General features: G+C 73.8%; 24 protein-coding genes and 1 pseudogene. 17 read left to right on the forward strand and 8 right to left on the reverse strand.

The genetic code is table 11. From position 1 onward, the window contains the following. Positions 1–33 precede the first annotated feature (33 nt). Positions 34–483 (forward strand): annotated as a pseudogene (locus RNC47_RS07095) (ATP-binding protein); the annotation flags it as partial. A gap of 97 nt (positions 484–580) precedes the next feature. Continuing rightward, the gene (locus RNC47_RS07100; RefSeq protein ID WP_311596522.1) at positions 581–1,546 is read left to right on the forward strand and encodes a DUF5926 family protein; all 966 of its coding nucleotides are present in this window, start codon (positions 581–583) and stop codon (positions 1,544–1,546) included. A 223-nt stretch (positions 1,547–1,769) separates the two neighbouring features. Here the strand turns inward: RNC47_RS07100 and RNC47_RS07105 are convergent, their stop codons facing one another. Beyond that, entirely contained in the window at positions 1,770–2,474 is a 705-nt protein-coding gene (locus tag RNC47_RS07105) for a bifunctional DNA primase/polymerase (protein WP_311596523.1), read from the reverse strand. 391 nt (positions 2,475–2,865) lie between these two features. Here RNC47_RS07105 and RNC47_RS07110 point away from each other — a divergent pair, with 391 nt between their 5' ends. The 4 genes from RNC47_RS07110 (at position 2,866) to RNC47_RS07125 (ending at position 8,513) form a co-directional block, all read left to right on the forward strand. Continuing rightward, on the forward strand, positions 2,866–4,278 hold the full coding sequence (locus tag RNC47_RS07110) for a PP2C family protein-serine/threonine phosphatase (RefSeq protein WP_311596527.1): 1,413 nt from the start codon (positions 2,866–2,868) through the stop codon (positions 4,276–4,278). 108 nt (positions 4,279–4,386) lie between these two features. Further along, a complete protein-coding gene (locus tag RNC47_RS07115) occupies positions 4,387–5,856 on the forward strand; it encodes an aminopeptidase P family protein (protein ID WP_311596529.1) in 1,470 nt (489 codons plus the stop codon). Between the two features lie 285 nt (positions 5,857–6,141). Further along, positions 6,142–7,497 (forward strand): hemolysin family protein, encoded by a 1,356-nt coding sequence (locus tag RNC47_RS07120; RefSeq protein WP_311596531.1) that lies wholly within the window; start codon positions 6,142–6,144, stop codon positions 7,495–7,497. A 14-nt stretch (positions 7,498–7,511) separates the two neighbouring features. Further along, the gene (locus RNC47_RS07125; protein WP_394814727.1) at positions 7,512–8,513 is read left to right on the forward strand and encodes a hemolysin family protein; all 1,002 of its coding nucleotides are present in this window, start codon (positions 7,512–7,514) and stop codon (positions 8,511–8,513) included. 63 nt (positions 8,514–8,576) lie between these two features. Here RNC47_RS07125 and RNC47_RS07130 read toward each other — a convergent pair whose 3' ends face one another. Next, a complete protein-coding gene (locus RNC47_RS07130) occupies positions 8,577–9,479 on the reverse strand; it encodes an NAD(P)-dependent oxidoreductase (RefSeq protein WP_311596535.1) in 903 nt (300 codons plus the stop codon). Between the two features lie 168 nt (positions 9,480–9,647). Between RNC47_RS07130 and RNC47_RS07135 the strand changes: the two genes are divergently transcribed. Further along, positions 9,648–10,025 (forward strand): winged helix-turn-helix transcriptional regulator, encoded by a 378-nt coding sequence (locus tag RNC47_RS07135; protein ID WP_311596671.1) that lies wholly within the window; start codon positions 9,648–9,650, stop codon positions 10,023–10,025. Here RNC47_RS07135 and RNC47_RS07140 read toward each other — a convergent pair. The 4 genes from RNC47_RS07140 to RNC47_RS07155 form a co-directional block, all read right to left on the reverse strand. Beyond that, positions 10,012–10,494 carry a peptidylprolyl isomerase gene (locus RNC47_RS07140; protein WP_311596673.1) on the reverse strand — a complete coding sequence of 161 codons (483 nt, stop codon included), beginning with the start codon at positions 10,492–10,494 and terminating at the stop codon, positions 10,012–10,014. The genes RNC47_RS07135 and RNC47_RS07140 overlap by 14 nt on opposite strands. 359 nt (positions 10,495–10,853) lie before the next feature. Then, entirely contained in the window at positions 10,854–12,158 is a 1,305-nt protein-coding gene (locus RNC47_RS07145) for a hypothetical protein (protein WP_311596538.1), read from the reverse strand. Positions 12,159–12,176: 18 nt separating this feature from the next. Further along, positions 12,177–12,686, reverse strand: a complete 510-nt coding sequence (locus RNC47_RS07150; RefSeq protein ID WP_311596539.1) for a SigE family RNA polymerase sigma factor — start codon at positions 12,684–12,686, stop codon at positions 12,177–12,179. A 130-nt stretch (positions 12,687–12,816) separates the two neighbouring features. Beyond that, complete coding sequence (locus tag RNC47_RS07155; protein WP_311596541.1) at positions 12,817–14,064, reverse strand: hypothetical protein; 1,248 nt, start codon at positions 14,062–14,064, stop codon at positions 12,817–12,819. 216 nt (positions 14,065–14,280) lie between these two features. Here RNC47_RS07155 and RNC47_RS07160 point away from each other — a divergent pair, with 216 nt between their 5' ends. After that, the gene (locus RNC47_RS07160) at positions 14,281–14,982 is read left to right on the forward strand and encodes a DedA family protein (protein ID WP_311596543.1); all 702 of its coding nucleotides are present in this window, start codon (positions 14,281–14,283) and stop codon (positions 14,980–14,982) included. Positions 14,983–15,040: 58 nt separating this feature from the next. Here RNC47_RS07160 and tatA read toward each other — a convergent pair whose 3' ends face one another. Continuing rightward, positions 15,041–15,331, reverse strand: coding sequence for a Sec-independent protein translocase subunit TatA (gene tatA / locus RNC47_RS07165; RefSeq protein ID WP_311596546.1), 291 nt, complete (start codon positions 15,329–15,331; stop codon positions 15,041–15,043). 165 nt (positions 15,332–15,496) lie between these two features. Beyond that, a complete protein-coding gene (locus RNC47_RS07170; protein ID WP_311596548.1) occupies positions 15,497–15,937 on the reverse strand; it encodes an ATP-binding protein in 441 nt (146 codons plus the stop codon). Between the two features lie 219 nt (positions 15,938–16,156). Here RNC47_RS07170 and RNC47_RS07175 point away from each other — a divergent pair, with 219 nt between their 5' ends. From RNC47_RS07175 to RNC47_RS07215, 9 genes are all read left to right on the forward strand, one after another. Beyond that, positions 16,157–16,918, forward strand: coding sequence for a hypothetical protein (locus RNC47_RS07175; RefSeq protein ID WP_311596549.1), 762 nt, complete (start codon positions 16,157–16,159; stop codon positions 16,916–16,918). 173 nt (positions 16,919–17,091) lie between these two features. Beyond that, complete coding sequence (locus tag RNC47_RS07180; protein ID WP_311596551.1) at positions 17,092–17,862, forward strand: YcnI family copper-binding membrane protein; 771 nt, start codon at positions 17,092–17,094, stop codon at positions 17,860–17,862. A gap of 76 nt (positions 17,863–17,938) precedes the next feature. Beyond that, positions 17,939–18,604: an SCO family protein gene (locus RNC47_RS07185; RefSeq protein ID WP_311596553.1), complete on the forward strand. Its 666-nt coding sequence runs from the start codon at positions 17,939–17,941 to the stop codon at positions 18,602–18,604. After that, complete coding sequence (locus tag RNC47_RS07190) at positions 18,601–19,044, forward strand: copper chaperone PCu(A)C (protein WP_311596555.1); 444 nt, start codon at positions 18,601–18,603, stop codon at positions 19,042–19,044. Before RNC47_RS07185 ends, RNC47_RS07190 begins: the two co-directional genes overlap by 4 nt. Positions 19,045–19,055: 11 nt before the next feature. Continuing rightward, the gene (locus RNC47_RS07195) at positions 19,056–21,047 is read left to right on the forward strand and encodes a copper resistance CopC/CopD family protein (protein WP_311596556.1); all 1,992 of its coding nucleotides are present in this window, start codon (positions 19,056–19,058) and stop codon (positions 21,045–21,047) included. 43 nt (positions 21,048–21,090) lie between these two features. Continuing rightward, on the forward strand, positions 21,091–22,314 hold the full coding sequence (gene efeB / locus RNC47_RS07200) for an iron uptake transporter deferrochelatase/peroxidase subunit (RefSeq protein ID WP_311596558.1): 1,224 nt from the start codon (positions 21,091–21,093) through the stop codon (positions 22,312–22,314). A 105-nt stretch (positions 22,315–22,419) separates the two neighbouring features. Beyond that, positions 22,420–23,379 (forward strand): prephenate dehydratase, encoded by a 960-nt coding sequence (pheA, locus tag RNC47_RS07205; protein ID WP_311596560.1) that lies wholly within the window; start codon positions 22,420–22,422, stop codon positions 23,377–23,379. Between the two features lie 488 nt (positions 23,380–23,867). Then, positions 23,868–25,169, forward strand: a complete 1,302-nt coding sequence (gene serS, locus RNC47_RS07210; RefSeq protein WP_311596562.1) for a serine--tRNA ligase — start codon at positions 23,868–23,870, stop codon at positions 25,167–25,169. After that, positions 25,166–26,020 (forward strand): HAD family hydrolase, encoded by an 855-nt coding sequence (locus tag RNC47_RS07215; protein WP_311596564.1) that lies wholly within the window; start codon positions 25,166–25,168, stop codon positions 26,018–26,020. The genes serS and RNC47_RS07215 overlap by 4 nt, the downstream gene beginning before the upstream one ends. Positions 26,021–26,030 lie beyond the last annotated feature (10 nt).

Below are 26,030 nucleotides of genomic sequence, written 5' to 3' on the forward strand. Positions count from 1 at the left end.
CGCCGGTTTCCCGCATGCGCACCGAGGGCACCAATCCCATGGCGTGGGGCAAAGGAGGTCTCGGGGGTGGCTTTGATGGTCACACAACAGGTGCCGACGTCGTCTTCCATGTCGGTGCCCCACGGCCCGTCGGGCGTGGCGACGGCCCGGCGGCGTTTGCGACGGGAACTGCGCGAGAGCGGCGCGTCGGAATCGCTCGTCGACGACGCGGTGTTGATTCTCTCGGAGTTGTTGAGCAATTCCTGTCGCCACGCGAGACCGCTGGCCGGCGGCCAGGGGATCGAGGCGAGTTGGAGCCGGGACGGCGACGGCTCGGTCACGATCTCGGTCACGGACGGTGGCGGGCCGACGAGGCCGCGGGCCGGGGTGCCGTCGGTGACGGCGCGCGGCGGGCGGGGGCTCACCATCATCACGTCGCTGTGTCGCGCGTGGGGGGTCAGGGACGGCGAGCCGGCCGGTGCCGTCACCGTCTGGGCGGTGCTGAGCCCGATCTGAGCGGCCGCCGCGCCGAAGCGGCGGGGAACAACTAGGCTCCTGCGGCGAAACCGTCAGCAGCACGCACGCAGGAGACCCGCACGCCATGGCCAAGAAGCGCCGCCCCCGAAGCCAGCCGCAGCCGCAGGTCGTCGACGGGGAGGTTCCCGTCGTCGGCGCACGCGAGCCGTGCCCCTGCGGCTCGGGCCGCCGTTACAAGGCGTGCCACGGGCGCGCCGCCGCCCAGGCGGCCACCGAGCTGGTGCGCCGCCCGTTCGAGGGGCTGCCCGGCGAGTGCGACTGGGTCGCGCTCCGCGAGCTGGTGCCCGCCGCCACCGTGCCGCTGACGCTCCGCGAGGGGCTGCCGGCGGACGTGCCCTCGCTCACGCTGGCCACGGTGCTGCCGATGGCGTGGCCGGCGCTGCGCCGCTCGGACGGCGCGGTGCTCCTCGCCGTGCAGAACGACACGGCCACCGGCGACCTCAGCCGGGACCTGGCCGACGTGCTGACCAGGGCGCTGACCGCGACGCCCGGCGCGCCGGTGCCCTCGGGGCGCGGCGACGTGACGGGCCCGCGGCTGCAGGACCTGCTCGACCCCGAGGCCCCGTTCGTGCCCGAGGTGCACGAGGGCTTCGAGTTCTGGCTCGACGACGCGAGCCAGGCGACGGGCGAGGTGACCGCGTCGCTGGAGCGGGCCAACGCGGCGGCCACCCCGACGGCCAGGCTGTCCGGCGTCACGGCGGCCTACTGGTGCGAGACGCCGGAGAAGAACCACCTGCGCTGGGTGATGCCGCACCCCGAGGACGCGCTGCTCGACGCGCTGGCCAGGCTGCACGCGGCCGGGGCCGCCTCGCTCGGCGAGGGCACCCGCCTGGTGGGCTCGTTCCGGGCGCACGGCCTGACCGTTCCGGTGTGGGACCTGCCGAGCGCGATGGGCGCCGAGGAGTGCGAGAAGCCGGCCGCCGCGTTCGGCGAGCGGCTGGCCGAGGCGCTGGCCGCGACGACGCCGCTGACCGCGGAGGAGCGCAGCGCGCGCAGCGGGCTCACGAACCGTCAGATCACCCTGAACTGAAGGGAACTGACGGTGTGGAACCACCGGGGCGGCCCCGCCGACCCTAGTGATTCCGGTCACAACTGCCAGTAAATACTGGGTGTTCGGCCAATGTGCGGCCGCGTGGGATTTGCGAATCCCCGATGAGTTGTTACGGTCTGAGTGGGCCCGGTCGCTGGTGCATCCCCCGTCGCCAGCGATCGGGTCCGTCCATGTCCGGACGGCCGGCCCCGCGGTGGGCCCCTCAGTAGGACAGCCGGCCCTCCCGGTCGGGCGCGCTGAGCCCGGCCTCCACGAGCACGTCGAGCATCTCGCCGATCGAGGGCAGCGCCACCGCGCCGCGCCCCCGGTCCCTGGCCCGCTCCGGCTCCCGCACCCAGCCCACCTCGCCCGCGCCGGTCGCGGACGGCGGCAGCGGCACGTATCCGCCGGGTCCGTGGAACCGCAGCGAGCTCGGCACCAGCTCGCGGGCCGCCAGCAGCTCGCCGAGCTCGGGCAGCTCGTAGGGCTCGACCAGCAGCAGCCAGCGGGTCGGCGCCGCGATCACGGGGCCCGCGCCGGCCACCCCCCGGCGGCGCAGTTCGAGGTCGGCCCGCGCGCCGGCCACCGCCGGGAGGCTCACGGCGCAGGGCGCCCGGCCGCCGGTGGCCAGCAGGATCGGGGCCTGGGGCCTGGTCTCCCACCACCAGCCGACCATGCGGGCGTCCGTGGTGGCGGCCAGCAGGTCGGGGTCGGCGGGATGCGCGCCGGGCACCGGACAGTCGGCGCGCCCGCAGGCACAGCGGCCGTCGTCGAGCGCCTCGGCGCCGGGCACCACGGGCCACCCCCATCGCCGGGCGAAGGCCAGGGCGGCGCCGCGCAACGGCAGGCTCCGCCGCTGAACGCCGTCACCGCTGCCGCCGCCGTTGCCGTTTCCGTTCGTGCGTCGCTCTCCGAGGATCTCGCGCATCGGCGCTCGTTCCTTTCCTTCGCGGGTTCAGTTACACCACGTGGAACTTAGATCACCGTATGTAGCGGGTCGCGCTAGCGCGGAGCGGCGGGAGGGGGAAGCCTGGCCGCCCGTACCGGTTAGGACGCCGGAGTTCATCGATCCGTTCCGATATGTACCCAGCCCGCCCGGCCCGATCCGCCGCCCGGAAGGCCCAGTCGATCGCGCGTCGCCCCCAGTGGCGGTCCTTTTCCGCCAAACTCGTCCCGGCCCGGCCTGTCGGCGCCGGAACCCGCCCGCTACCTGGGCATCATCCATCACGGCAGGACAATACTGGACATCACCGCTGCCGTACTCCAGCCGGTGGAAAAAGTGCCATAGCGACACACTTATCTGGGGGTTCGCGACGCCTATGACCAGCTCACCCCCGCCAAAAGTGGCCGGAATCCACCCGGCGCGCTCCGCGTTGTCCGAAGCTTCGGCGCCCGGCGACGCCGTCACGCGCGGGGCGCGCGGCCAGGGGCGCGGACCCGGGATCCCGCAGACCTGTGTGCAGGACCGGCTGGCGTCCTGGATCTCCGACCTGACCACCCTCCACGACCTCACCGAACGGCTCGGCCGCACCCGGACCCTCGGCGACGCGCTGCAGGAGACGCTGCGCGCCGGCGCCGGCCTGGTGGGGGCGCGGCGCGGGCTGATCTCGCTGGCGCCGGCCGACGGGCTCGGGCCGCGCCGGCTGGCCGGCCTCGGCCTCGGCCACGCCGACCTCGGCCAGCTGGAGACCGTGCCGCGCGGCCTCGACGCGCCGCAGCCGGGCGCGGAGGGCGAGCCCGCCGAGGCCGTGCACGGGGACATCGCGCGCGAGGACCGGCTCGACCCGCGGCACCGCGAGGTCGCCGCCCGGCTCGGCTTCGCGGCCAGCTACGCGGTGCCGCTGACCGCCGAGTCGCTCACCGCCGGGGCGCCCGGGGCGCTGGGCGCCGCCGTCTGGCTGTACGACCAGCCGGGGCAGCCGGACGTCAGACAGCGCCACCTGCTGGCCCTCTACCTGCGCCAGGCCGGCCAGCACATCGCCAACCGGCTTGAGCTCTCCCGCGCCAGGGACGCCGTCGCCGCCGTGCACGAGGGGCTGCTGCCGTCCCGGCTGCCGCCGACCGCCGGCGTGCGACTCGCGGTGCGGCACCGCTCGGGACCGCGCGGCGGCGGCGACTTCTACGACGCGCTGCCGCTGCCGGACGCCGCGCTCGGGCTCGCCGTGGGCGGGACCACGGGCGCAGGGCCCGCCGCGCTCGCCGCGATGGGCCGGCTGCGCGCCGGACTGCGGGCCTACGCCGTGATGGAGGGGGAGGACCCGGTGGCGGTGCTCTCCGACCTCGAACTGCTGCTGCGGCTGACCGAGCCCGGCCGGTCGGCCACCGTGCTGTTCGGCTACGCGGAGCCCGCGGTGCGCCGCGTCACCCTGGCCTCGGCGGGGCACCCGCCGCCGCTGGTGATCGGCCGGGACCGGGCCGAGTTCGCCGAGACCGGCCTGTCGGCGCCGCTCAACATGCTGGCCTGCTGGGAGGCCCCGAGCGTGCGGATCGAGCTCGCCGAGGGAGAAACGGTCCTGCTCTACAGCGACGGACTGCTGCTCCGCACGGGGGAGCCGATGGACCGCGCCTTCGCCCGGCTCGGCACCGCCGCGCGGACCGCGCCGCCCGCCGCCCGCGCCGACCCCGAGGCGCTGCTCGACCACGTGCTGGCCACCATGCTCCCCGACCCGGGCGGGGCCGGGACCGCCGCGCCCGCGGAGGACGTCGTGCTGCTCGCCGCCCGCTTCTGCTGACCCGCTCCCGAACGCCGGGGACACGGCCGCCGGGCCCGCCCCTCGGCCCTGTCGCACGTGCGGCGCCCGCACATACGATGGAAGGCCGAGCATCGAGGAGGGCGCGACGTGGCCGAGGAAGAGCGGGCCGAGGAGCAGACGGCGGCGGCGGCGAAGACCGAGGCGTTCAAGGAGCGCAAGAACAGCGTCGCCCCGAAGGTGTCGGACGAGCTGGCCGAGAACATGAAGCATGGCTGGGCCGACACCGAGCGCCGGGACCTGCCGCCCGTCCCGCAGGCCGAGCAGACCGCGCGGCGCCGCGCCGAGCTGTCGGCCCGCTTCCCGGGCGAGCGCCTGGTGATCCCCGCGGGGCGGCTCAAGACCAGGTCGAACGACACGGACTACCCGTTCCGGGCCGCCGTCGAGTACGCCTACCTCACCGGCAACCAGACCGAGAACGGCGTGCTGGTCATGGAGCCGGAAGGGCCCTCGGGGCACCGGGCCACCCTCTACCTGCTGCCGCGCTCCAGCCGGGAGAACGGCGAGTTCTGGCTGAGCGGGCAGGGCGAGCTGTGGGTCGGCCGCCGGGAGAGCCTGGCCGAGGCGGCCCAGCGCTACGGGCTGCCGGTCGAGGACGTGCGCACCGTGCCGGACCTGCTGAAGGAGGCCACCGGGCCGGTCCGGGTGGTCCGCAAGCACGACGCGGTGGTCGAGGCGGCGCTGACGGACAAGGTGACCGCCGAGCGGGACGAGGAGCTGCGGGTCTTCCTCTCCGAGATGCGGCTGGTCAAGGACGAGTTCGAGATCGCGGAGCTGACCCGCGCCTGCGAGTCCACGGTGCGCGGCTTCGAGGACGTGGTCCGGGTGCTCGACCGCGCCGAGGCCACCTCCGAGCGCTACATCGAGGGAACGTTCTTCCTGCGGGCCCGCGTCGAGGGCAACGACATCGGCTACGGCTCGATCTGCGCGGCCGGGCCGCACGCCACCACGCTGCACTGGGTGCGCAACGACGGCCCGGTGCGCCCCGGCGACCTGCTGCTGCTGGACGCCGGCGTCGAGGGCACCGAGCTCTACACCGCCGACGTCACCCGCACGCTGCCGATCAACGGGCGCTTCGACGAGGTGCAGCGGCGGGTCTACGACGCGGTGTACGACGCCCAGGAGGCCGGCATCGCGGCGGTCCGGCCGGGCGCCAAGTTCCGCGACTTCCACGAGGCGGCGCAGCGGGTGCTGACCGAGCGGCTCGTGGAGTGGGGCCTGCTGGAGGGGCCGGTGGAGCGGGTGCTCGAGCTGGGGCTGCAGCGCCGCTGGACGCTGCACAACACCGGGCACATGCTCGGCATGGACGTGCACGACTGCGCGGCGGCGCGCCGGGAGACCTATGTGGAGGGGACCCTGGAGCCGGGCATGTGCCTGACCGTGGAGCCCGGGCTCTACTTCCAGCCCGACGACCTGACGGTGCCCGAGGAGTACCGCGGGATCGGCGTCCGGATCGAGGACGACATCCTGGTCACGGAGGACGGCAACCGCAACCTGTCGGCCGGGCTGCCGCGCCGGGCGGACGAGGTGGAGGCCTGGATGGCGGCCCTGCGCGGCTGAGCAGGGCGGATCCCCGGTGGGCCGACACCCGGCTCACCGGGGCTCAGGTGACGGTTGGGGCGAGAGTGACGTGACGGAGGTCGCGGAACGAAACGTGCGGTGAAGGTGTCAAGAGGGCGATTTCGGGTACAGCCTGGGGAACACGGGCGCGCTGTGACGCGTTGAGTGAGTCAAACCTCTGGAAGGAGAGCTCGTGTCCGCCCACTCGACGGACCCTGACGGGCATAGTCCCGGACCACCTCGCCGGCATATGGCTTGCCGCGGCACACGGCGGGGTGGTGTTAGGTGAGTGCCGCACTGCTGGGCCTGTTCGCCGTCCTCGTTCTGACGGCAGGCACCGGCTATTTCGTCGCCCAGGAATTCGCCTTCGTGGCGGCCGACCGACTCTCGCTCGGCCGTGACGCGGCCGCCGGCGACAAGCGCGCCGCTCGGGCCATGAAGGTCCAGGAGCGCCTTTCGTTCATGCTCTCCGGCGCCCAGCTCGGCATCACCGTGACGGGCCTGGTCGTGGGTTTCCTGGCCGAGCCCTCCGTCGCCGCGCTGCTCGACCCGGCGCTGAGCGCCGTCGGCGTCCCGGACGCCGCGGTCTCCGGTATCGCGCTGGTCCTCGCGTTCCTGCTGGCCACCGGCATCCAGATGGTGCTGGGCGAGCTGGCCCCCAAGAACATGGCGCTGGCCATCCCCGAGCGGCTGGCCAAGGCGCTGGCCTCCTCGACCCTGCTCTACCTGCGGGTGGCCGGCCCTGTGATCCACCTCTTCGACGCCGCGGCCAACCGGCTGCTGCGCCGGGTGGGCATCGAGCCGGTCGAGGAGCTGCACCACGGCGCCACGCTCGAGGAGCTCGGCCACCTCATCGACGAGTCGCACGAGCACGGGCAGCTGCCGCACGACACGGCGGAGCTGCTCGACCACGCGCTGGAGTTCTCCGAGCGGACGCTGGACGAGGTCATGGTGCCCCGGGTCGACGTGAACTCGGTGCGGGCCTCGGCGCCCGCCTCGACGGCCGTCGACCTGATCCGCGAGCACGGCCACTCCCACTACCTGGTGATCGGCGACCGGATCGACGACATCGTGGGCGTGATAGGCGTGCGCGAGCTGATGCGCGTCAGTCCGGAGCGGGCGGCCAGGCTGACGGCCGGCTCGCTGGCCCGGCGGGCGCTGCTGCTGCCCGACACGCTGCCGCTGCCGGGCGCGGTGGAGCAGATGCAGGACGCGGGCGAGGAGTTCGCCTGCGTGCTCGACGAGTACGGCGGCCTCGCCGGCATCGTCACCCTGGAGGACATCGCGGAGGAGCTGGTGGGCGAGATCGCCGACGAGAGCGATCTGGTCGAGGAGCTGGCCGTGGCCGACGGTGACGGCTGGCTGGTCGACGCGAGCCGCCGGGTGGACGAGATCTCGGTCGCGACCGGGATCGAGCTGCCCGAGGACGAGTCCTTCGAGACGGTGGCCGGCCTGGTCATCGACCGCTGCGGGGGCTTCCCCGCGGTCGGGGAGCGGATCGTGGTGGAGCTGGCGCACGGCGGGCTCGCCGAGCTCGAGGTGCTGTCGCTCGACCGGCGGGTGCCCGGCCGGCTGCGGCTGACGTCGCTGCCGGTGGCCGAGCTCTCCACGGTGGCCGAGCGTGAGGGGCAGCCCTCGTGAGCCCGGCGACGGCGATGGCCGTGACCGTGGTGCTGCTGATCTTCAGCGGCTTCTTCGTGGCCGCCGAGTTCGCGCTGGTGGCGGCCAAGCGTCACCGGATGGAGCAGGCGGTCGCCGACGGCCAGCGAGGCGCCAGGGCGGCGCTGTCCGGCATGCGCGAGCTGTCGTTGATGCTGGCGGGCGCCCAGCTGGGCATCACCGCCTGCACCCTGCTGCTCGGTTCGATCTCCAAGCCGGCGGTCTCGCACGAGATAGAGCCGCTGCTGGAGGACCTGGGCCTGCCCGGCGGGCTGTCCTACGGCATCGCGTTCGTGCTGGCCATGATCGTGGTGGTCTTCCTCCACATGGTGCTCGGCGAGATGGCCCCGAAGTCGTGGGCGATCTCGCACCCGGAGCGCTCGGCGATGCTGCTCGCGCCCGTGTTCCGCGCGATGGTGCGGGTGGTCAGGCCGCTGATCTGGGCGCTGAACCAGGTGAGCAACGCCCTGGTGCGGATGTGCAACGTCACGCCGCGCGAGGAGCTCGCCTCGGTGCACGACCGGGAGCAGCTGACGCACCTGGTCGCCGAGTCGCAGCGGCTGGGTTTGATCAGCGAGACCGACTCGGGTCTGATCACCCGCTCGCTGACCGAGCCGCAGTCCCCGGTGGGCGCCATCCAGGTGCCGGCCGCGCGGATCGCCGAGGTGTCGGCCGAGGCCGGCGCGGAGGCGATCCTGGCCGCCGCCTCGGCGAGCGACCACACCCGGCTGCTGGTGCGCGACGGCCAGCGCGTGGTGGGTTCGGTGCACGCGCGGGACGCCATCGTGGCGCGGGCGAGCGGCCGGCGGGTCACGGCCCGCGAGCTGGCGCGTCCGGTGCCCGAGCTGACGGCGGACGACACGGTGGCCTTCGCCGTGGAGCAGCTGCGGCAGCGGCGGGCGTCGCTCGCCGTGGTGCGCGGCGCGGACGGCGGGGTGACCGGGCTGATCAGCCTGGACGACCTGCTGGTGCGGCTGATGGGCCCGCAGCCGGTCTGACCGGCGAGCGGCGGATGACGGTCGGCGGCCGGGGACCCTCGTGGTCCCCGGCCGCCGGCGCGTTCAGCGGCGCTCGGTGCGGAGCAGGGTGCCGAGGGCCGGGACGTCCCGGTCGCCGTGGCCCTCGGCGGCCGCCCGCCGGAGCAACTCGCCCATGGGCCGGAGCAGCAGCGGGTCGACGCCGGCGGTCTCGCTGGCGTCGAGCAGGTTCGCGTAGGCGGCGGCCTGCATGGCCAGGTTGGAGGTGGCGGCACGGGAGTCGAAGTCGCCGGTGTCGAGCTGGCGGGCGAACTCCGGCACCGAGGCCATCATGGCCTGGAGCCAGGGGAGCAGCAGCGTCGAGGTGAACTCGGTGGCCCTGCCCTCCCCGGGGCCGACCAGGGCGATGGCGTGCAGCGCGCCGCCGAACAGGCCGTACATGGCGCTGAGCAGGGCGATGTCGTAGAGCGGCGCGGCTCCCGGGTCCTTGTCGAGGTAGGCGGCGACGCCGAACCGCTCAAGGGTCCGCTGGTGGGTGTCGAAGGCGGCCCTGGAGCCGCTGTAGAGCAGGGTGGCGCCGGGGTGGCCGATCATCGGCGGGATGGCCATGATGCCGCCGTCGAGGTAGTCGGCGCCGTGCCCGTTCGCCCAGGCGGCGGTCTCCCCGGCCTGGGCGGGGGTGCCGTTGGTGAGGTTGACCAGCGCCCGGCCCGCCAGGGCGGCGGCGGCCGGCTCCAGGGTCTGGCGCACGGCCGCGTAGTCCAGCACGCAGACGATCACCAGGGGGTTGGCGGCGGTCGCCGCCTCGGGGGTGTCGGCGACCGTGGCGCCCTCGGCCGCCAGCGCCTCGGCCCGGGCCCGGGTCCTGTTCCACACGGTCACCGGGTGGCCGGCGGCCAGCAGTGTCCTGGCCAGGGCGGTGCCCATGGCGCCGAGCCCGAGCACGGTCACGCCTCCGGCCGCGTCGGCGGATGTGCGCTCACTCATCGCGTTCTTCTCTCCTGCTTCACTGTGCGTGGTTCGGAACTGAGGGGTGAACGCGGGCCCGCGCCGGTGTCCAGACTTCTCCAGCGCCTTACGATCGGCAAGTACCGACAAAAAAGTGCGTACTGACCTACAGGTCAGTACGGGCGAGGGGAGGTTCGGGCCGTGGGCATGACGAAGGGCCCCTACACGTGCGGCATCGACGCGGCCATCGACGTCGTCGGGGGCAAGTGGAAGGTGTTGATCCTGTGGGCGCTGCACGAGCGGACGCGGCGCTTCGGCGAGCTGCGCCGGGAGCTGCCCGGGGTCAGCGAGAAGGTGCTGATCCAGCAGCTGCGGGAGTTGGAGGCCGACGAGATCGTGCACCGGGAGGTCTACCGTGAGGTGCCGCCGCGGGTGGAGTACTCGTTGACCGACTTCGGCGCGTCGCTGAACGACGCGCTGCGCCCGCTCGGCGCCTGGGGCAGGGAGCACATGGCGCGGATCGTGCGGATCCGCGCCACGGCGGGCGACGTCCCGGAGGAGGCGGAGCGGGTCAGCCGACGCTGATCGACTCGATGACCACGTCCTCCACGGGGCGGTCCTGGGCGTCGGTCTCGGTGGTGGCGATGGCGTCGACCACGGCCCGGCTCTCGTCGTCGGTGACCTCGCCGAAGATGGTGTGCATGCCGTTCAGCCAGTCGGTCGGGGCGACGGTGATGAAGAACTGCGAACCGTTGGTGCCGGGGCCGGCGTTGGCCATGGCCAGCAGGTAGGGCTCGTCGAAGGTGAGGTCGGGCACGATCTCGTCCTCGAACTGGTAGCCGGGCCCGCCGGTGCCGGTGCCCTCGGGGTCGCCGCCCTGGATCATGAACCCGTCGATGACGCGGTGGAAGATGGTGCCGTCGTACAGCGGCGTCTCCTCCTGCTGGCCCAGCCACTCCAGCGAACCGTCCGCCAGGCCCACGAAGTTGGTCACCGTGAGCGGCGCCTGCTCGGGGAAGAGGGTGACCGCGATGTCGCCCTCGCTGGTGTGGATGGTGGCGCTGGTGGCGTCCGAGACCTCGGCGGCCGCGGGCCCCGCCGGGCCGTCGGCGGGCGTCTCCTCGGCACCTTCGGCGTCCTCGGCCGGCTCGGTGGCCTCGTCCGTGGCCTCGGGCGCCGCCGTCCCCTCGTCGTCGCTTTCGGAACCGCAGGCCGTCAGTGCGAGCCCGAGGCAGAGCAGTGCGGTCGCGAGGCGCCGGGAGGAGCGGGTCATGTCAGATGCCTTTCCGTATGCCCGTATGCGGAATCGCAAGCAGCCACATCATGCCCCACGGACACCACGAATGCTCCCCCCGCCCACCGCACTAGGGGAGGCGGGGGCGGGGGAGGCGGATCGGAGGCCGGTGCCGGCCGTCAGCCGAGCAGGTCCAGCCACTCCTGGCTGCCGGCGATCCCGACCAGCTCGTCGGCGGTCAGGGGCAGTTCGGCCCCGTCGCTCGGGTAGACGCTGATGTCCACCGAGGAGCCGCTGGCGTGGTACACGTCCGCGTAGAGCTGGGGTTCGTAGCCGTCGGCCGCCAGCCAGTCGCAGAGGTAGACCCGGGTGTCGTCCCCGTAGCCGTCGGCCGGTTCGCACTCCGGGTCGATGGGCCCGTCGCTGTAGTCGTAGGAACCGGCGGCCCAGGTGTTGATCTCCACCAGGGCGGACACCTCACCGGCGCTGGCCCGGAAGGTGACGGATCCCCGGGACTCGTCGGCGATCTCGTCGATCTCCAGGTCGGCGGGCGCCAGCTCGTCGAAAAGGGCGCGCAGTTCCTCGGCCGGGACGGCACTGGACATGCTCATCTCGTCGATGGACTCCTCGGGCGCGCCGTGCTCGGCGTCCGCGGTGGCCAGCACCTCCTGCCAGACGGACGACCGCGCGATCTCGGCCAACTGGCCCTCGGTGAGCGGGGGTTCGAAGTCCGGGTCGAGGGGCTCGTCGGTCATCGAGGTCAGGGAGGCGTTGATCTGCCACAGCCCCTCCTCGCCCGGGCCCCAGCTGGCCGGCATCGCGAGCTGTGCGTTCCAGGACGCGAAGTAGGTGTCCCCCCACTCCTCCACGTCCTGGAGGTCGGACTCGGCGAACTCCGTGCCGGGGTCCACCACCGGCGAGTCGTCGTATCGCACGCTGCCCACCGAGAGCACCGAGCCGTCCTCCAGCTCGGTCTCCTCGCACCGGTCGGAGTCCTCCCAGTCGTACGAGCCGCAGCCGACGGCGGACCGCCAGTCCTCGGCCTGCCAGCGCAGCATGGACACGTCGAGGGTGAGGGAGTCATCCCCGGTGCCGAGCGTGATCGAGACGCCGGGGTCGCCGCTCTCCACCGGCGTGATGGCGTAGGAGTCGGTGCCCGAGACGCCCTCGGGCAGCATGGCGGTCAGGGTCGCGATCAGCTCCGACTGGCTGCGCGGCGCGTCCGCGACATGGAGCGGCTCGTTGTCCTCTCCCCCGCCGCCCCCGGGCAGTTGGACCGCGGCCACGGCGACGGCCGCCACCGCGGCGGCGCCCGTGACCATGGCGGCTCTCCGCCGCCACAGCCGGACCTTGCCGCGCCGCAGCCCCGCCTCGGCGAGCGCCTGGCTGTCCGGCTGGAAGCCCCCGCCGGCCTGACGCAGCATCGCGCCGAACTGCTGCTCGAACTCGGTGGGCCCGTCTATGTCGTGCATGTCGTGTGTCATCGGGATTCCTTCCCTGCCCTAGGCCCTGGTGAGTTCGGCGAAGCCCGAGCTGCCCAGCATGGTCCTGAGCTTGGCGAGGGCACGGCTGGATCGGGAACGGACGGCGCTCGAACTCGTCCGCATCGCGTCCGCGGTCTGCTCGATGCTGAGGTCCTCCCAGAACCGCAGCACCAGCACCGCCCGGTCCTTCGGCGGCAGCTCGCCGAGGGCCTGCAGCAACGTGACGCGCAGCGAGGAGTCCGCCATCTCCACGGGCCGCTCGGGGAGCCGCAGCGCCGGCTGCTCGCCGCTGCTGCGCCGCCGACGGTGGGTCAGGTAGGCGCGGACCAGCACGGTCTTGGCGTAGGCGTCCGGATTGTCTATGCACTTCCTCTTGTGCCACACCGTGTACATCCGGCTGAGGGTCTCCTGCACCAGATCCTCCGCCAGGTGTGTGTCCCCGCTGGCCATCAGGCACGCCGACCGGTAGAGCGCCGCGCTCCGGCTCACGGCGAACTGCCGGTACGAATCCTCGTCGCGCCGTCCCATCCGTCCCCCTCGAATCCGCTTGAAGCCCCCCGCACTCGTTCAGACGCGCGAGTGGGTCGAGATTGTCGCACCGGGTGGTGCCGCACACCTGTGCGGCACCACCCGCGCGGTCAGATCAGCGAACCGCCGATCAGCCGAAGAGCGCGCGCCACTCGTCGGCGGTCGCTATCTCGGCCAGCTGCTCACCGGTGAACGGGGCGTCGGCACGGCTCGGCTCGGCGTCCCAGTCGGCGACGTTGTACGCCGTGATGTCCAGCGAGGAGCCGTCGGGGTAGGTGACGACGGCCCAGTTCATGGCGATCGGGTCGTCCGCACTGGCCGGCCAGTCGCAGACGCTCACCACGGTGCCGTCCTCCAGGGTGGTGTCCTGGCAGTCGGGGCCGTCCGCGACCTCGCCCTCCGCCAGGGCCTCGCCCTCGCCGAAGGCGTACTCGCCGCTCAGGAAGCCGCCCTCGCCCTCGGACCCGGTGGCCTCGTAGGCGGTGATGTCCACCAGGCCGGCGCCCTGACCGTCGTCCACGCTGAGCTGGGCCCAGCCCGTCTCCTCGGTCTCGACGTCGACGATCTCCAGGCCCTCGGGGGCCAGCGCGCGGAAGGTGTCCCTGAGGTCGGAGGCCGGGATGTCACTGCTGGCCGGCACCTCCTCCTCCCACTCCCCGGGGCCGCCGTACTCGGCGTCCGCCGCGTCGAGCACGCTCCCCCAGACCGGCGCCTGGACGACCTCGGCGAGCTGGTCGAGGTCGAGCGGCGGGGTGTACGCGTCCGGGTCGGCCGCGTCCGTCAGGTCCTTGGACTCGGTGAGGACGACGGACCGGCCGCCGGGCTGCTCCAGGTCGGAGCCGCCGGGACCCTCCAGCCAGACCTGCCAGTCACGGCTTCGGTAGGTCTCCCCCTCCTCGTCCTCGTACTCGTACTCGCTGGTGACCAGCGAGAGGATGGAACCGTCGGGGAGGGTGGTGTCCTCGCAGGTGAAGCCCTCCTCCGGCTCGCCGAAGCCCTGGCAGCCGGCGATGTCGTGCCAGTCGTCCGTGGCCCAGCGGGAGACGCTGAGGTCGAGGGAGACGCCGCCCGCGCCGTCGTCCGCGATGAGGGAGACCGAGGTGTCGGGCCCCTCCTCCAGCCCGGTCGCGTAGGACTCGGTGACCTGGAGGTCGCCGGGGAGGAGGCCGGTCAGCGCGTCGATCAGCTCCTGCTCCGTGCGCGGGACGTCCGCCGCGTCCGCCGCGTCGGCCGCCCCCGAGGTGGCCGCCGCGGTCGGCTCGGCGTAGCTCGGCGAGGCGGCGACCATCGACGCCATCGCCGCGGTGGCGATCGCGGCGGTCAGCCCGATCCGACGCTTCCAGAGCGGCCGGTTCGCCTCGTCCTTGCGTGTGCTCATGTCTGCTTTCCCCTTACTTCGGCTCGGGCCCCCGCTGGGGGCCCCGGCGAGCCGCGTCCCCCGCGTTCTCGCCCCGTCACAGATAGGGATGCGTGAGCCCCCGGGGGATGTCGCAGACTTCTTCGAGGAATTTTTTCCCGGCCGGGTCGGAGCGGATAGCCTGGCGGTAACGCCCGGGCGGCAGGCACTCGGGCCGCGCCTCAGGAGTCCCCCTTCATGGAAGCTCTCGCTCTCGGGCCCAGCTGGCTCGACCCGGAGTACCTCATCCAGAGCTTCGGCCTCGTCGGGATCCTCGCGGTGGTCTTCGCCGAGTCCGGCCTGCTGATCGGCTTCTTCCTGCCGGGGGACTCGCTGCTCTTCACCACCGGGCTGCTGGTGGCCACCGACCAGTACCTGCACTACCCGCTGTGGCTGGTGTGCCTGCTGATCGTGCTGGCCGCGGTGGCCGGCGACCAGGTCGGCTACCTCTTCGGGCGCAAGGTCGGCCCGGCCCTGTTCCGGCGGCCGGACTCCCGGCTCTTCAAGCAGGAGAACGTGGAGAAGGCGCACGCCTTCTTCGAGAAGCACGGCCCCAAGTCACTGGTGCTGGCCCGCTTCGTGCCGATCGTGCGCACCTTCACGCCGATCATCGCCGGCGTGAGCAACATGCGTTACCGCTCGTTCGTCACGTTCAACGTCGTCGGCGGGGTGCTGTGGGGGGCGGGCGTGACCCTGCTGGGCGCCGCGCTCGGCCAGGTCGACTTCGTGCACGAGCACATCGAGCTGATCCTGATCGCGATCGTGCTGCTGTCGATCGTCCCGATCGTCATCGAGTACCTGCGGGCCCGAGGCTCCTCGGCCGGTGACGGCCAGCCCGGCGCCCCCGCGCCCGGCGGCGCGGCCCCCGCGCGCGGGCCGGGCCGCCACGCCAAGCGATAGGCGGTGGCGGCCCGGCCCAGGCCAGCGGCGTCGGGCAGTGCCCAGCGTTGGGCGGCGCTCAGCCGCGCGGAGCGGCGTCGTGCGGCTCCTGGGCCGGACGCACGGTGCTGACGTCGACCGGCGCGGCCTTGATGGTGCGGGGCTCGGAGCCGGCCTGCTGGGGCTCCGGCTGCGGCTGGGCGGGCGGGTTGGCCGCCGCGCCCTCGGCCTTCATCGCGGCCGCCTCGCTCTTGAGGATGCGCGCCGACTTCCCGAGGGAGCGGGCGAGGTCCGGGAGCCGCTTGGCGCCGAACACCAGCAGCACGATGATCGCCAGGACCACAAGCTCTCTTAGCCCGATCTGACCCATGGTTTCCACCTCCAGAGGGAACGTCCGGGTGCATCCCCCTCAGAGCGCCACGGTACCGGGTCCCGAGTAAAGAGCCCAGAAGTAAATTCCTGGACAATCCCAGGCCAAGGCCGGGGGGCGGCAGGGCGCCTCCGGTCGGCAGTAGCGGCCAGGCCCTGTCCGGGCCTAGGAGGCTCGAAGCAGCGCCGCGTCCTCGCGCCATTTGAGGATCTTGTCGAAGGTGACGACGGCTCCGCCGCTGCCCGGTTGGTTGCCGATGCGGAGGCGGTCCGAGAGGGCCTCGATCAGCCGCAGGCCGCGCCCGCCGGGCAGCAGCTCGCGGGGCTCGGCCATCGGGACGGCGGCCCCGTCGGGGAACCCCGGGCCGCAGTCGGTGACCTCGATCCGGCACATGTCGCCCAGGATCGAGGCGGTCACCCGGTAGACCTCGGAGCGGTCGCCGCCGTGCTGGACGGCGTTGGCGCAGGCCTCGGAGAGGGCGACCGAGAGCTCGTGGGAGATGTCCGCGTCCACCCCGGCCGTCTCCATCGCGCCGAGCAGCAGGCGCCGGGCCAGTGGGACGCTGGCCGCTTCCCGGCGCAGTTGGAGAGACCACCAGATGCTCATGCTCCAGCCTCCTGGCCGCGGCTCGACATATCTGTAGGTATTGCCTACCGGCACGACCGGTAAGCGCGGACGCCACCCAGCACCCCCCGTTCGGCGGATGTATCAGGACACAGGCATCGATATGGCGACACCTCGGCACGAGTGAAGGTACGTACTCGCGTGCGAGAATCCGGCCCCGCGCCCACGCGGCGGCGGGGCCGGTGAGATGATGACGCCGCCATGCGTGCCGGAGCCGATCTGCGACTGCTGCGAGCCGCGGTCTTCGCCGCGGCCTGCGCCACGCTGGCCGCGGCCGGTCACCTCTCGGCCGGCGGGCCGGGGACAGCCGGCTGGGCGCTGGCCGCCGGCTGGCTCGCCGCCTTCACGTTCGCCGCGCCGCTCGCGGGCCGCGAACGCCGCTCCTTCCCCGCCATCGCCGCCGCGCTCGGCGCCGGGCAGCTCGCCCTGCACGCCCTCTACGGCCTCGGGCAGCACGGCTCGACCGGCGGCGGACACGCGGCCGGCGGGAGCGCCGTCGAGCAGGCCAGGCGGCTGCTCTGCAACGACCAGCTCATGGCCCTCACCGAGGCCAGGGCGACGCGGATCGTCTCGGCCGCCGGCCTCCGGCCCGCCGCGCACCCGGGCGGCGCGGCCGTGGCGCACGACTGGCTGCCCTCAGGGCCCATGCTGCTCGGCCACCTGGTGGCCGCCGTCCTCGCCGGCTGGCTGCTGCGCCGCGGCGAGCGGGCGCTGTGGCGGCTGATCGACCTCGCCCGGTTCGGCGGTGCCGCGCTCGACGTGCTCGCCCCGCCGCTCAGGCGCGCGCTGCGCCTCGCCCGGCTGCTGTGCGCCGGCGCGCTGCCACACCCGCCCGCCGCGCGCCGCCCGCGCCCAGGACACCGTCCGCACCCCGCCGTCACCGGCATCTCGCTGCCGCCCGCACTGACCAGGCGCGGCCCGCCGCGCGTCGGGGGCGCGGCGGAACTGGCGCTCGCGGCCTGACGCACTCCCCGGGAAGGACCGGGCAGGGTGCGCCGGCGCCGTGCGCCCGGGGCCGCCCACCATCACCGCGCGCGTCGCGCGGGCCACGCCCCCTCGCTCGCGCCTGCTCTCTCCTTTCCTTCCCTTCTCACTCTCCGCGCCCCCGTGGCGCGGGGACTCACCGTGGAGTGCTCATGAAGCGCACGCGCATGGCCGTCTGCACGGCGATCGGCGCGGCGGCCGTCGTCCTGACCGTCGCCGCCCCCGCCGCCCAGGCCCATGTCAGCATCGACCCGAGCGAGGCCGAGCAGGGCGGCTACGCCGTCCTGACCCTCCGGGTGCCCAACGAGAGCGACACCGCCTCGACCACCAGGCTCGAGGTCCACCTCGACCCCGAGCACCCGCTCGCCTCGGTGCGGCCGCAGCCGGTCCCCGGCTGGGACGTCGAGGTCCAGACCGCCGAGCTCGACGAGCCGATCGAGCTGCACGGCGGCCAGGTCACCGAGGCGCCCACCACCATCATCTGGAGCGGGGGCGAGATCGAGCCCGGGATGTTCCAGCAGTTCCCGATCTCCGTCGGCCCGCTGCCCGAGGACACCGACCAGCTCGTGCTCAGGGCGCTGCAGGAGTACGACGACGGCGAGGTCGCGCGCTGGATCGAGGAGCCCACCGAGGACGGTGTGGAGCCCGAGAACCCGGCGCCGGTCCTGACGCTGACGCCGGGCGAGGGCGGCCACCACGGCGCCGAGTCGGGCGAAGGGGCCGACGCCACGGCCGACGAGGCGGCGCACGACGCCGCCGAACCGGCCGCGGCCGGCTCCTCCGACGAGGCCGGCACCGACACCACGGCCCGGGTACTGGCCGGCGTCGGCATCGCGGTCGGCGTCGCCGGCGTCGCCTTCGGCGTCCTCGCCGGCCGCCGGCGGAGCGCCGGCGACGGCGCGGAGCGCACCACCGCCCCCTGACCATCCGAACCGTGAGACCACGCGGGGCGGAGTCGTCCTCCGCCCCGCGCCACGACCACCACACCAGGAACACTCGATGCACCTGCGCAAGATCAGCACCACCGCCGTGGCCCTCGGGGCCGCGCTCGTCCTGGCGGCCTGCGGCGGCGACTCACCGGGCGGCGACGGCGAGGGCGACGGGGCCGCCGCCGAAGTCCACGGCGCCCAGGCCGCGGACGAGGGCACCGTCCTCGACACCCCCTTCGACAAGCCGGAGCTGGTGCTCACCGACACCAACGGCGAGGAGTACGACTTCGTCGAACGCACCGCGGGTCGGGCCACGCTCCTCTACTTCGGCTACACCCACTGCCCCGACATCTGCCCGCTCACCATGAGCAACATCGGCATCGCCAGCGCCGGCCTGACCGAGGAGCAGCGCGACCGGCTGGACGTCGTCTTCGTCACCACCGACCCGGAGCGCGACACCCCCGAGTCGCTCGGTCCCTGGCTGGAGTCCCAGGGCCCCGACTTCACCGGGCTCACCGGCGACTTCGAGACCATCCAGGAGGCCGCCCGCTCCCTCGGCGTCCACATCGAGCCGTCGACCGTGGACGAGAACGGCGACATCGTCTCCACCCACGGCACCCAGGTGGTCGCCTTCCTGCCCACCGACGACCGGGCGCACGTCGTCTACACCGAGGGCGTCACCAGCGACACCTTCGCGCGCGACCTGCCAGGACTGATCGAGGGGGAGCTGCCGTGACGCGCCGGTCGGCGGCGGCGCTCCTCGCCGGCGCGCTGACGCTCGGCCTCGCCGCCTGCTCGGGCGGCGAGGGGCGGCCCGAGCTGCGGGCCAGCGGCGCCTATGTGCCGCAGCCGCCCACCCAGGAGGTCGCCGGCGCCTTCCTGACCATAGAGAACACCGGGGACGCCGACGACACCCTGGTCTCGGTGAGCAGCGACGTGGCCGGCACGGTCGAGATCCACGAGACCGTGGACAACCGGATGCGGCAGGTCGACTCGCTGCCCGTGCCCGCGGGCGGCCGGCTCGACCTCGCCCGCGGCGGCAACCACGTGATGCTGCTCGACCTCTCCCGCCGGCTCGTCGAAGGCGAGACCGTGAGCCTCGAACTGCGCTTCGAGACCTCGGACCCCCTCACCGTCGACGTGCCGGTCGAATCGGCCACCCACACCGGGGAGTGAGACCTGACGCCATGAGAGCCACGACCACCCTTCCCCGCCCCCTCGTCACGCTGCTGCTCGGCGCGCTGGCCACGGTCGCCGCGCTCGCCGGCCTGCTCGCCGGCGCCGGCCCCGCCGCGGCCCACGCGGCGCTCGCCGACACCACGCCGGGGGACGGGGAGGTGGTCGCCACGGCACCCACCGAGGTCTCCCTCACCTTCACCGAGGGGGTCTCGCTCGCGCCGGACGCCATCCGGGTCCTCGACCCGGACGGCGAGCGCGCCGACGCCGGCGAGACGACCGGCTCAGGGCGCACCCACGCCGTCGCGCTCCGGCCCGGACTCGCCGACGGCACGTACACCGTGGCCTGGCAGGCCGTCTCGACCGACAGCCACCCCATCTCGGGCGCCTTCACCTTCTCCGTCGGCGCGCCTTCCGAGACGTCGGTCAGCCCGGAGAAGGTGACCGCGACCGGCGACGACGGGCTCGTCGGGCTGCTGTACGACGTCGGGCGCTACGCCGCCTACACCGGATTCCTACTGCTCGTCGGCTCCTGCGTCTTCGTTCTGGTGTGCTGGCCGGCGGCCGCCGGCCGGGGAGCCGCGCAGCGGGTGACCCTGGCCGGCTGGATCGTGCTGACCGGCGCCACCCTCGCGCTGCTCTGGCTGCGCATCCCCTACACGGGCTCCGGCGAGCTGGCCGACGCCCTCGACGCCGGCGGCCTGCGGGACGTCGTGGCCACCAGGACCGGCACCGCGCTGGTCACCCGGCTGCTGCTGGCGGCGGCGGCCGGCCTCTTCATCGCACTGCTCTACGGCTCCTACGCCCGGCTGCGCACCGCCGCGCGAGGGGGAGCGGAGGACGCCGAGCACCCGGAGGACGCCGAGGACCGCGCCGCGCGGCTGCGCGACCTCACCTTCGGTCTCGGCATCGGCGGCGTCATCATCGCCGTGGGTCTGGCCGCCACCTGGGCCACCTCGGAGCACGCCGCCAGCGGACGGCAGACCGCCCTGGCCATCCCCGCCGACGTCGTCCACCTGCTGGCCGTCGCGACCTGGCTCGGCGGCCTGGCCACCCTGCTCGTCCTCCTGCACCGCTCGCCCGGCGGGCCGCCGCGGGCCGCCGTCCGCCGCTACTCGGCGCTCGCCACCGGCAGCGTCGTCGCGCTCGCCGGCACCGGGCTCTACCAGTCCTGGCGTCAGGTCGGCCTGTCCTGGACGGCGCTCACCGACACCTCCTACGGGCGCCTGCTGATGGTGAAGGTCGCGCTGGTCGCCGTCCTGCTGGCGGTCGCCGTGGCCTCCCGACGCTGGACGGCCCGGCTGGCCGACACCGCGGAGGCCGCCGGGACCAGCGAGACCAGCAAGACCACGGAGACGGCCGAGCCCGTGGCGGTGGGCGCCGGCGAGAGCGACGAGGCCGCCGAGGGCACCGACCCGGCCCGCGCCCGGCAGTTGGCCAGGCAACGCGCCGCCGTCGAGCGCACGGCCCGCCTCCGGGCCCGCGACGCCGACCAGAGCCGCTCCGGACTGCGCCGCTCCGTGCTGGCCGAGGCCGCCGTCGCCGCCGTGCTGCTCGGCGTCACCACCGCGCTCACCACGACCACCCCGGCCCACACCGCGGCCGCCCAGGCGGCCGCGGACGACGCGACCGGCGGCGGCGCCGCGGACCGGCCGGCCGGCGAGCCCCTGTCCCTCTCCCTCCCCTACGACACCGGCGGCGAACTCGGCCGGGGCGAGGCGCGGCTCGACCTCTCACCGGCCCGCACCGGCGACAACACCCTGCACATCCGGCTCACCGACCCCGACGGCCTGCCCACCACGGCTGAGGAGGTCCGGATCGCCCTCACCCTGCCGGCCGAGGACATCGGCCCGCTGCGCTACGAACCCCTGCACGTCGACGTCGGCCACTGGACCGTCACCGACCTCCAGCTGCCCCGCCCCGGCACCTGGGAGCTCGCCCTGACCGTCCGCACCTCCGACATCGACCAGGTGACCGAGACCGCCTCCCTCACCGTCGACTGACCCCGACCCGACGAAACCCCGACCGAACAGTGACAGACAGACCATGACTGACATCTCCCGCCGCCGCCTGCTCACCACCGCCGGCACCGCGGGCGCCGCGGGACTCGCCCTCGGCACCGCCGGCGGCGCCGTCGCGCACGCCGCCGTCGCCGCCCCCGGCGCCCCGGCGCTCACCACCCTCGGCGCCACCGCCCACCCCTTCCACGGCGCCCACCAGCCCGGCATCACCACCCCGGCCCAGACCCACGGCCACCTCGTCGCCCTCGACCTCGCCCCGGGCGCCGGCCGCCGCGAGGCCGCCGACCTGCTGCGCCGCTGGTCCACGCTGGCCGCCCGGCTGATGGCCGGCGAGGCCCCGCCGGACGACACCGACGTCGCCCGGGACGCGGGACCGGCCGCCCTCACCGTCACCATCGGCCTCGGCCACGGCTTCTTCGACGCGACCGACCTCGCCGCCGCCCGACCCGCCGCCCTCGCCCCGCTGCCGGTCTTCTCCAACGACGCCCTCGACCCGGCCCGCTCGGACGGCGACCTGTGGCTCCAGGTCGGCGCCGACGACGCGCTCGTCGCCTTCCACGCGCTGCGCGCGCTGCAGCGCGCCGCGGCGGGCACCGCCGCCGTCCGCTGGCAGATGACCGGGTTCAACCGCAGCCCGGGCGCCACCGCCCGCCCCATGACCAGCCGCAACCTGATGGGGCAGGTCGACGGCACCAACAACCCGAAGCCCACCGACGAGGACTTCGACCAGCGCGTCTTCGTGCCGGAGGGCGGCGACCCCGGCTGGATGGCCGGCGGCTCCTACGTCGTGGTGCGCCGGATCCGGATGCTGCTCGACGACTGGGAGCGGGTGAGCGAGGCCGAGCAGGAGCGGGTGATCGGGCGCCGGAAGTCCGACGGCGCCCCGCTCACCGGCGGCGACGAGACCACCCCCGTCGATCTGGAGGCGACCGACGCGGACGGCGGCCCGGTGATCGCCGCCAACGCCCACGTCCGGGTCAGCGCGCCGGAGACCAACGGCGGCGCGGCGATGCTCCGCCGCCCCTTCTCCTTCCACGACGGGTTCCTGGACGACGGCAGCCCGGACGCCGGCCTGCTGTTCGTCTGCTGGCAGGCCGATCCGCTGCGCGGCTTCGTGCCGGTGCAGCGCAAGCTGGACCGCGGGGACGCGCTCTCGGCGTTCGTCAAGCACGAGGCGAGCGCGCTGTTCGCGGTGCCGGGCGGCGCCGCCGAGGGCGAGTACGTGGGCCAGCGGCTGCTCGAGGGCTGACCGGGGGAACGGGCGGGCGGAGGGGGCGGGCCCAAGGGGGCGGGCCGACGTTCGAAGGCTGATACCGCGACGCGATCGGCCGCGCGCCACGGCTACCGTTGCGTCATGACAGCAGCGAGTCGCTACACCTACCTGGGCCCCGAGGGCACCTTCACCGAAGCCGCCATCCGCACCCTGCCGGAGGCGGCCACCCGCGAGCTCGTACCGATGATCTCCGTGCCGGCGGCCCTGGACGCGGTGCGCTCCGGGGAGGCGGCGGGCGCGCTGGTGCCCATCGAGAACTCGGTGGAGGGCGGCGTGGTGGCCACGGTGGACGAGCTGGCGTCCGGCAAGCCGCTGATGATCTACCGCGAGGTGCTGCTGCCGATCGCGTTCGCGCTGCTGGTCAGGCCGGGCACGAGCATCGAGTCGATCAAGACGGTCACCGGGCACCCGGTGGCCCAGCCGCAGGTGCGGGGCTGGCTCAGGCGCTACCTGCCGGAGGCGCAGTGGGAGTCGGCGGCGTCCAACGCGGACGGCGCCCGCCTGGTGCAGGAGGGGCGGTACGACGCGGCGTTCGCCGGCGAGTTCGCGGCCGCGATCTACGGGCTCGAGCCGCTGGTCACCGACATCCACGACGCGCACAACGCCACCACCCGCTTCGTGCTCGTGGGCCGGCCGGCGCGTCCCGCGGCGAGCACCGGAGCCGACAAGACCTCGGTGGTGCTGTGGCTGCGCGCCGACCACCCGGGCGCGCTGCTCGAGGTGCTCCAGGAGTACTCGGCGCGCGGGGTGAACCTGACGCGGATCGAGTCGCGGCCCACCGGCAAGGGGATCGGGCAGTACTGCTTCTCGGTCGACTGCGAGGGGCACATCTCGGACCGCCGGGTGGGCGACGCGCTGATGGGGCTCCGGCGGCTCTGCCCCGACGTGCGCTTCCTCGGCTCCTATCCGCGGGCCGACCACGTCGAGCCCACGGTGCGCGCCGGCACGACCGACGAGGACTTCCTGTCGGCCGCCGACTGGCTGACCAGGTGCCTGGACGGCCGGCCGGGCGAGGCGGGGCGGACGGCGTCGGAGCGCTGACGTCCGGGTGTCCGGTGGGTGCCCGAGGGGTTATCCACGAGTTATCCACAGGACACCCTCCGTGCCTGTGCATAAGTCGACACGGCCAATCGGACATCGTCGACATATCGCCCCGACGGGCATCAAGTCGTCCACAGCCCGCGGAACCCCTTTTCGTCACCCAAAACGACGGGCATCCCTCCGGCGAGTGAGGCAATTCTCTTCGATTTCCCTCGTAAGAGAGTGTGAGCGGGGTTTGAGCGGGGAATTCTACGGCCCCACGCGGAGCCCCTCCGAGAAGCCGTCCGGTTATCCACAGGGGTGGACGAAGCCCTGTGGATAACCCGGTGGGCAACCCGCTGACCTGTGGATTTCCTCGGCTCCACTTTTCGGTGGATTCCGGCGAATTCCCGACGAAACAGGCAAAACGCACTTCGACGTGGGTGGCTACGCGAGGGGACGCCGAATTCGGATGCGGTGCCGCACAGCGCCCCCGGTAGCCTGGTGCCGTGATCGACCTACGGCTGCTTCGCGAGGAACCGGACCGAGTGCGCGCCTCTCAGCGCGCCCGTGGAGAGGACGTCGACCTCGTCGACGCCCTGCTCTCCGCCGACGAGCGGCGCAGGTCGTCCAGCTCCCGCTTCGACGAGCTGCGCGCCGAGCAGAAGCAGCTCGGCAAGCGCGTCTCCCGGGCGAGCGGGGACGAGAAGGCGGAGCTCCTCGCCAGCGCCGGCGAACTGGCCGCCGCGGTCAAGGCCGCCGACGCCGAGCGTGACGCGGCAGCAGCCGAGGCCCAGGCGCTGCTGCTGCGGATCGGCAACCTCGTCCACCCCGACGTGCCGGTCGGCGGCGAGGACGACTTCGTGGTGCGCGAGACGCACGGCACCGTCCGCGACTTCACGGCCGAGGGCTTCGAGCCCAGGGACCACCTGGAGCTCGGCCAGGCGCTGGGCGCCATCGACACCGAGCGCGGCGCCAAGGTCTCGGGAGCGCGCTTCTACTACCTGACGGGCGTGGGCGCCCTGCTCGAACTCGCGCTGGTCAACGCGGCGATCGCGCTGGCGACCGAGGCCGGCTTCGTCCCCATGCTGACCCCGGCGCTGGTCAAGCCGCGCGCCATGGAGGGCACCGGCTTCCTCGGCCAGGCCGCGCAGGACGTCTACCACCTGGAGAAGGACGACTACTACCTGGTCGGCACCTCCGAGGTGCCGCTCGCCGCCTACCACATGGACGAGATCCTGGACGCCGGCGAACTGCCGCGGCGCTACGCCGGCTTCTCGCCCTGCTTCCGCCGCGAGGCCGGCTCCTACGGCAAGGACACCAGGGGCATCTTCCGCGTCCACCAGTTCGACAAGGTGGAGATGTTCTCCTACGTCGCGCCGGAGGACGCCGAGGCCGAGCTGGCCAGGCTGCTGGAGTGGGAGAAGCAGTGGCTCACCTCCCTCGAACTGCCCTTCCGGGTGATCGACGTGGCCAGCGGCGACCTGGGCGCGTCCGCCTCCCGGAAGTTCGACTGCGAGGCGTGGATCCCCACCCAGGGCAGGTACCGGGAGCTGACCTCCACCTCCAACTGCACCGAGTTCCAGGCGCGCCGGCTGGGCATCAGGACGCGCACCAAGGACGCCGGGGTGCGCCCGCTCGCCACCCTCAACGGCACGCTGTGCGCGGTGCCGCGCACCATCGTCGCCCTGCTGGAGAACCACCAGCGGGCCGACGGCTCGGTGCGGGTGCCGGAGGCGCTGCGGCCCTACCTGGGCGGGCGCGAACTGCTCGAGCCAGTCGCCGGGCCGACCGCGGGGGCGGGCCGGTGACGCTGCCGACCGCCTTCCCCTACCGGCTGGTCGCCACCGACCTGGACGGCACGCTGCTGCGCGGCGACGAGACGATCTCTCCCAGGACCCGCGCGGCGCTCACCGCCGCGCAGGCCGCCGGGGCCGAGCACATCGTCGTCACCGGCCGCAGCGTCGCCTGGACCCGGCACATCCTGGACGACCTCGGCTACCGGGGTCTCGCGGTCTGCGGCCAGGGCGCGCAGCTCTACCACGCGGGCGAGCACCGGCTGCTGACCTCCGTCACCCTGGACCGCGAGCTGGCGCGCGCCGCCGTGGCGCGGCTGGAGAAGGTGCTCGGCCCGCTGCACGTCGCGGCCAACCGGGACGGGCTCGACGGCCAGGTGGTGATGGAGGGCGGCTTCCACGAGACGGTGGGCAGCACCTACGGCACCCACGGCGACGGCAGCCCGGTGCCGGTGCGGGTCGACGAGCGCGCCGAGCTCTTCGCCGAGCCGGTCATCAAGCTCTACCTGCACCATCCTGAGCTGTCGGACGACGAGCTGGCCGCCGCCGCGCTCGACCAGCTGGGCGACGTGGTGGGCGTCGTCGTCTCGGGGGAGCGGCTGGTGGAGATGCTGCCGCTGGGCCTCACCAAGGCGACCGGCCTCTCGCTCGCCGCGCGCCGGCTCGGGGTCAAGGGCTCGGAGACCATCGCCTTCGGCGACATGCCCAACGACCTCCCGATGTTCGACTGGGCCGCGCACAGCGTCGCCATGGCGGGGGCGCACCCCGACGTCAGGGCCAGGGCCGACGAGGTCACCGCGGGCAACGACGAGGACGGCATCGCGCTGGTCCTCGAACCGCTGCTCGACCAGGGGGCCGAGGCCTGACTCCCCAACG

Source organism: Streptomyces millisiae (assembly GCF_031845425.1).
GTDB lineage: Bacteria > Actinomycetota > Actinomycetes > Streptomycetales > Streptomycetaceae > Streptomyces > Streptomyces millisiae.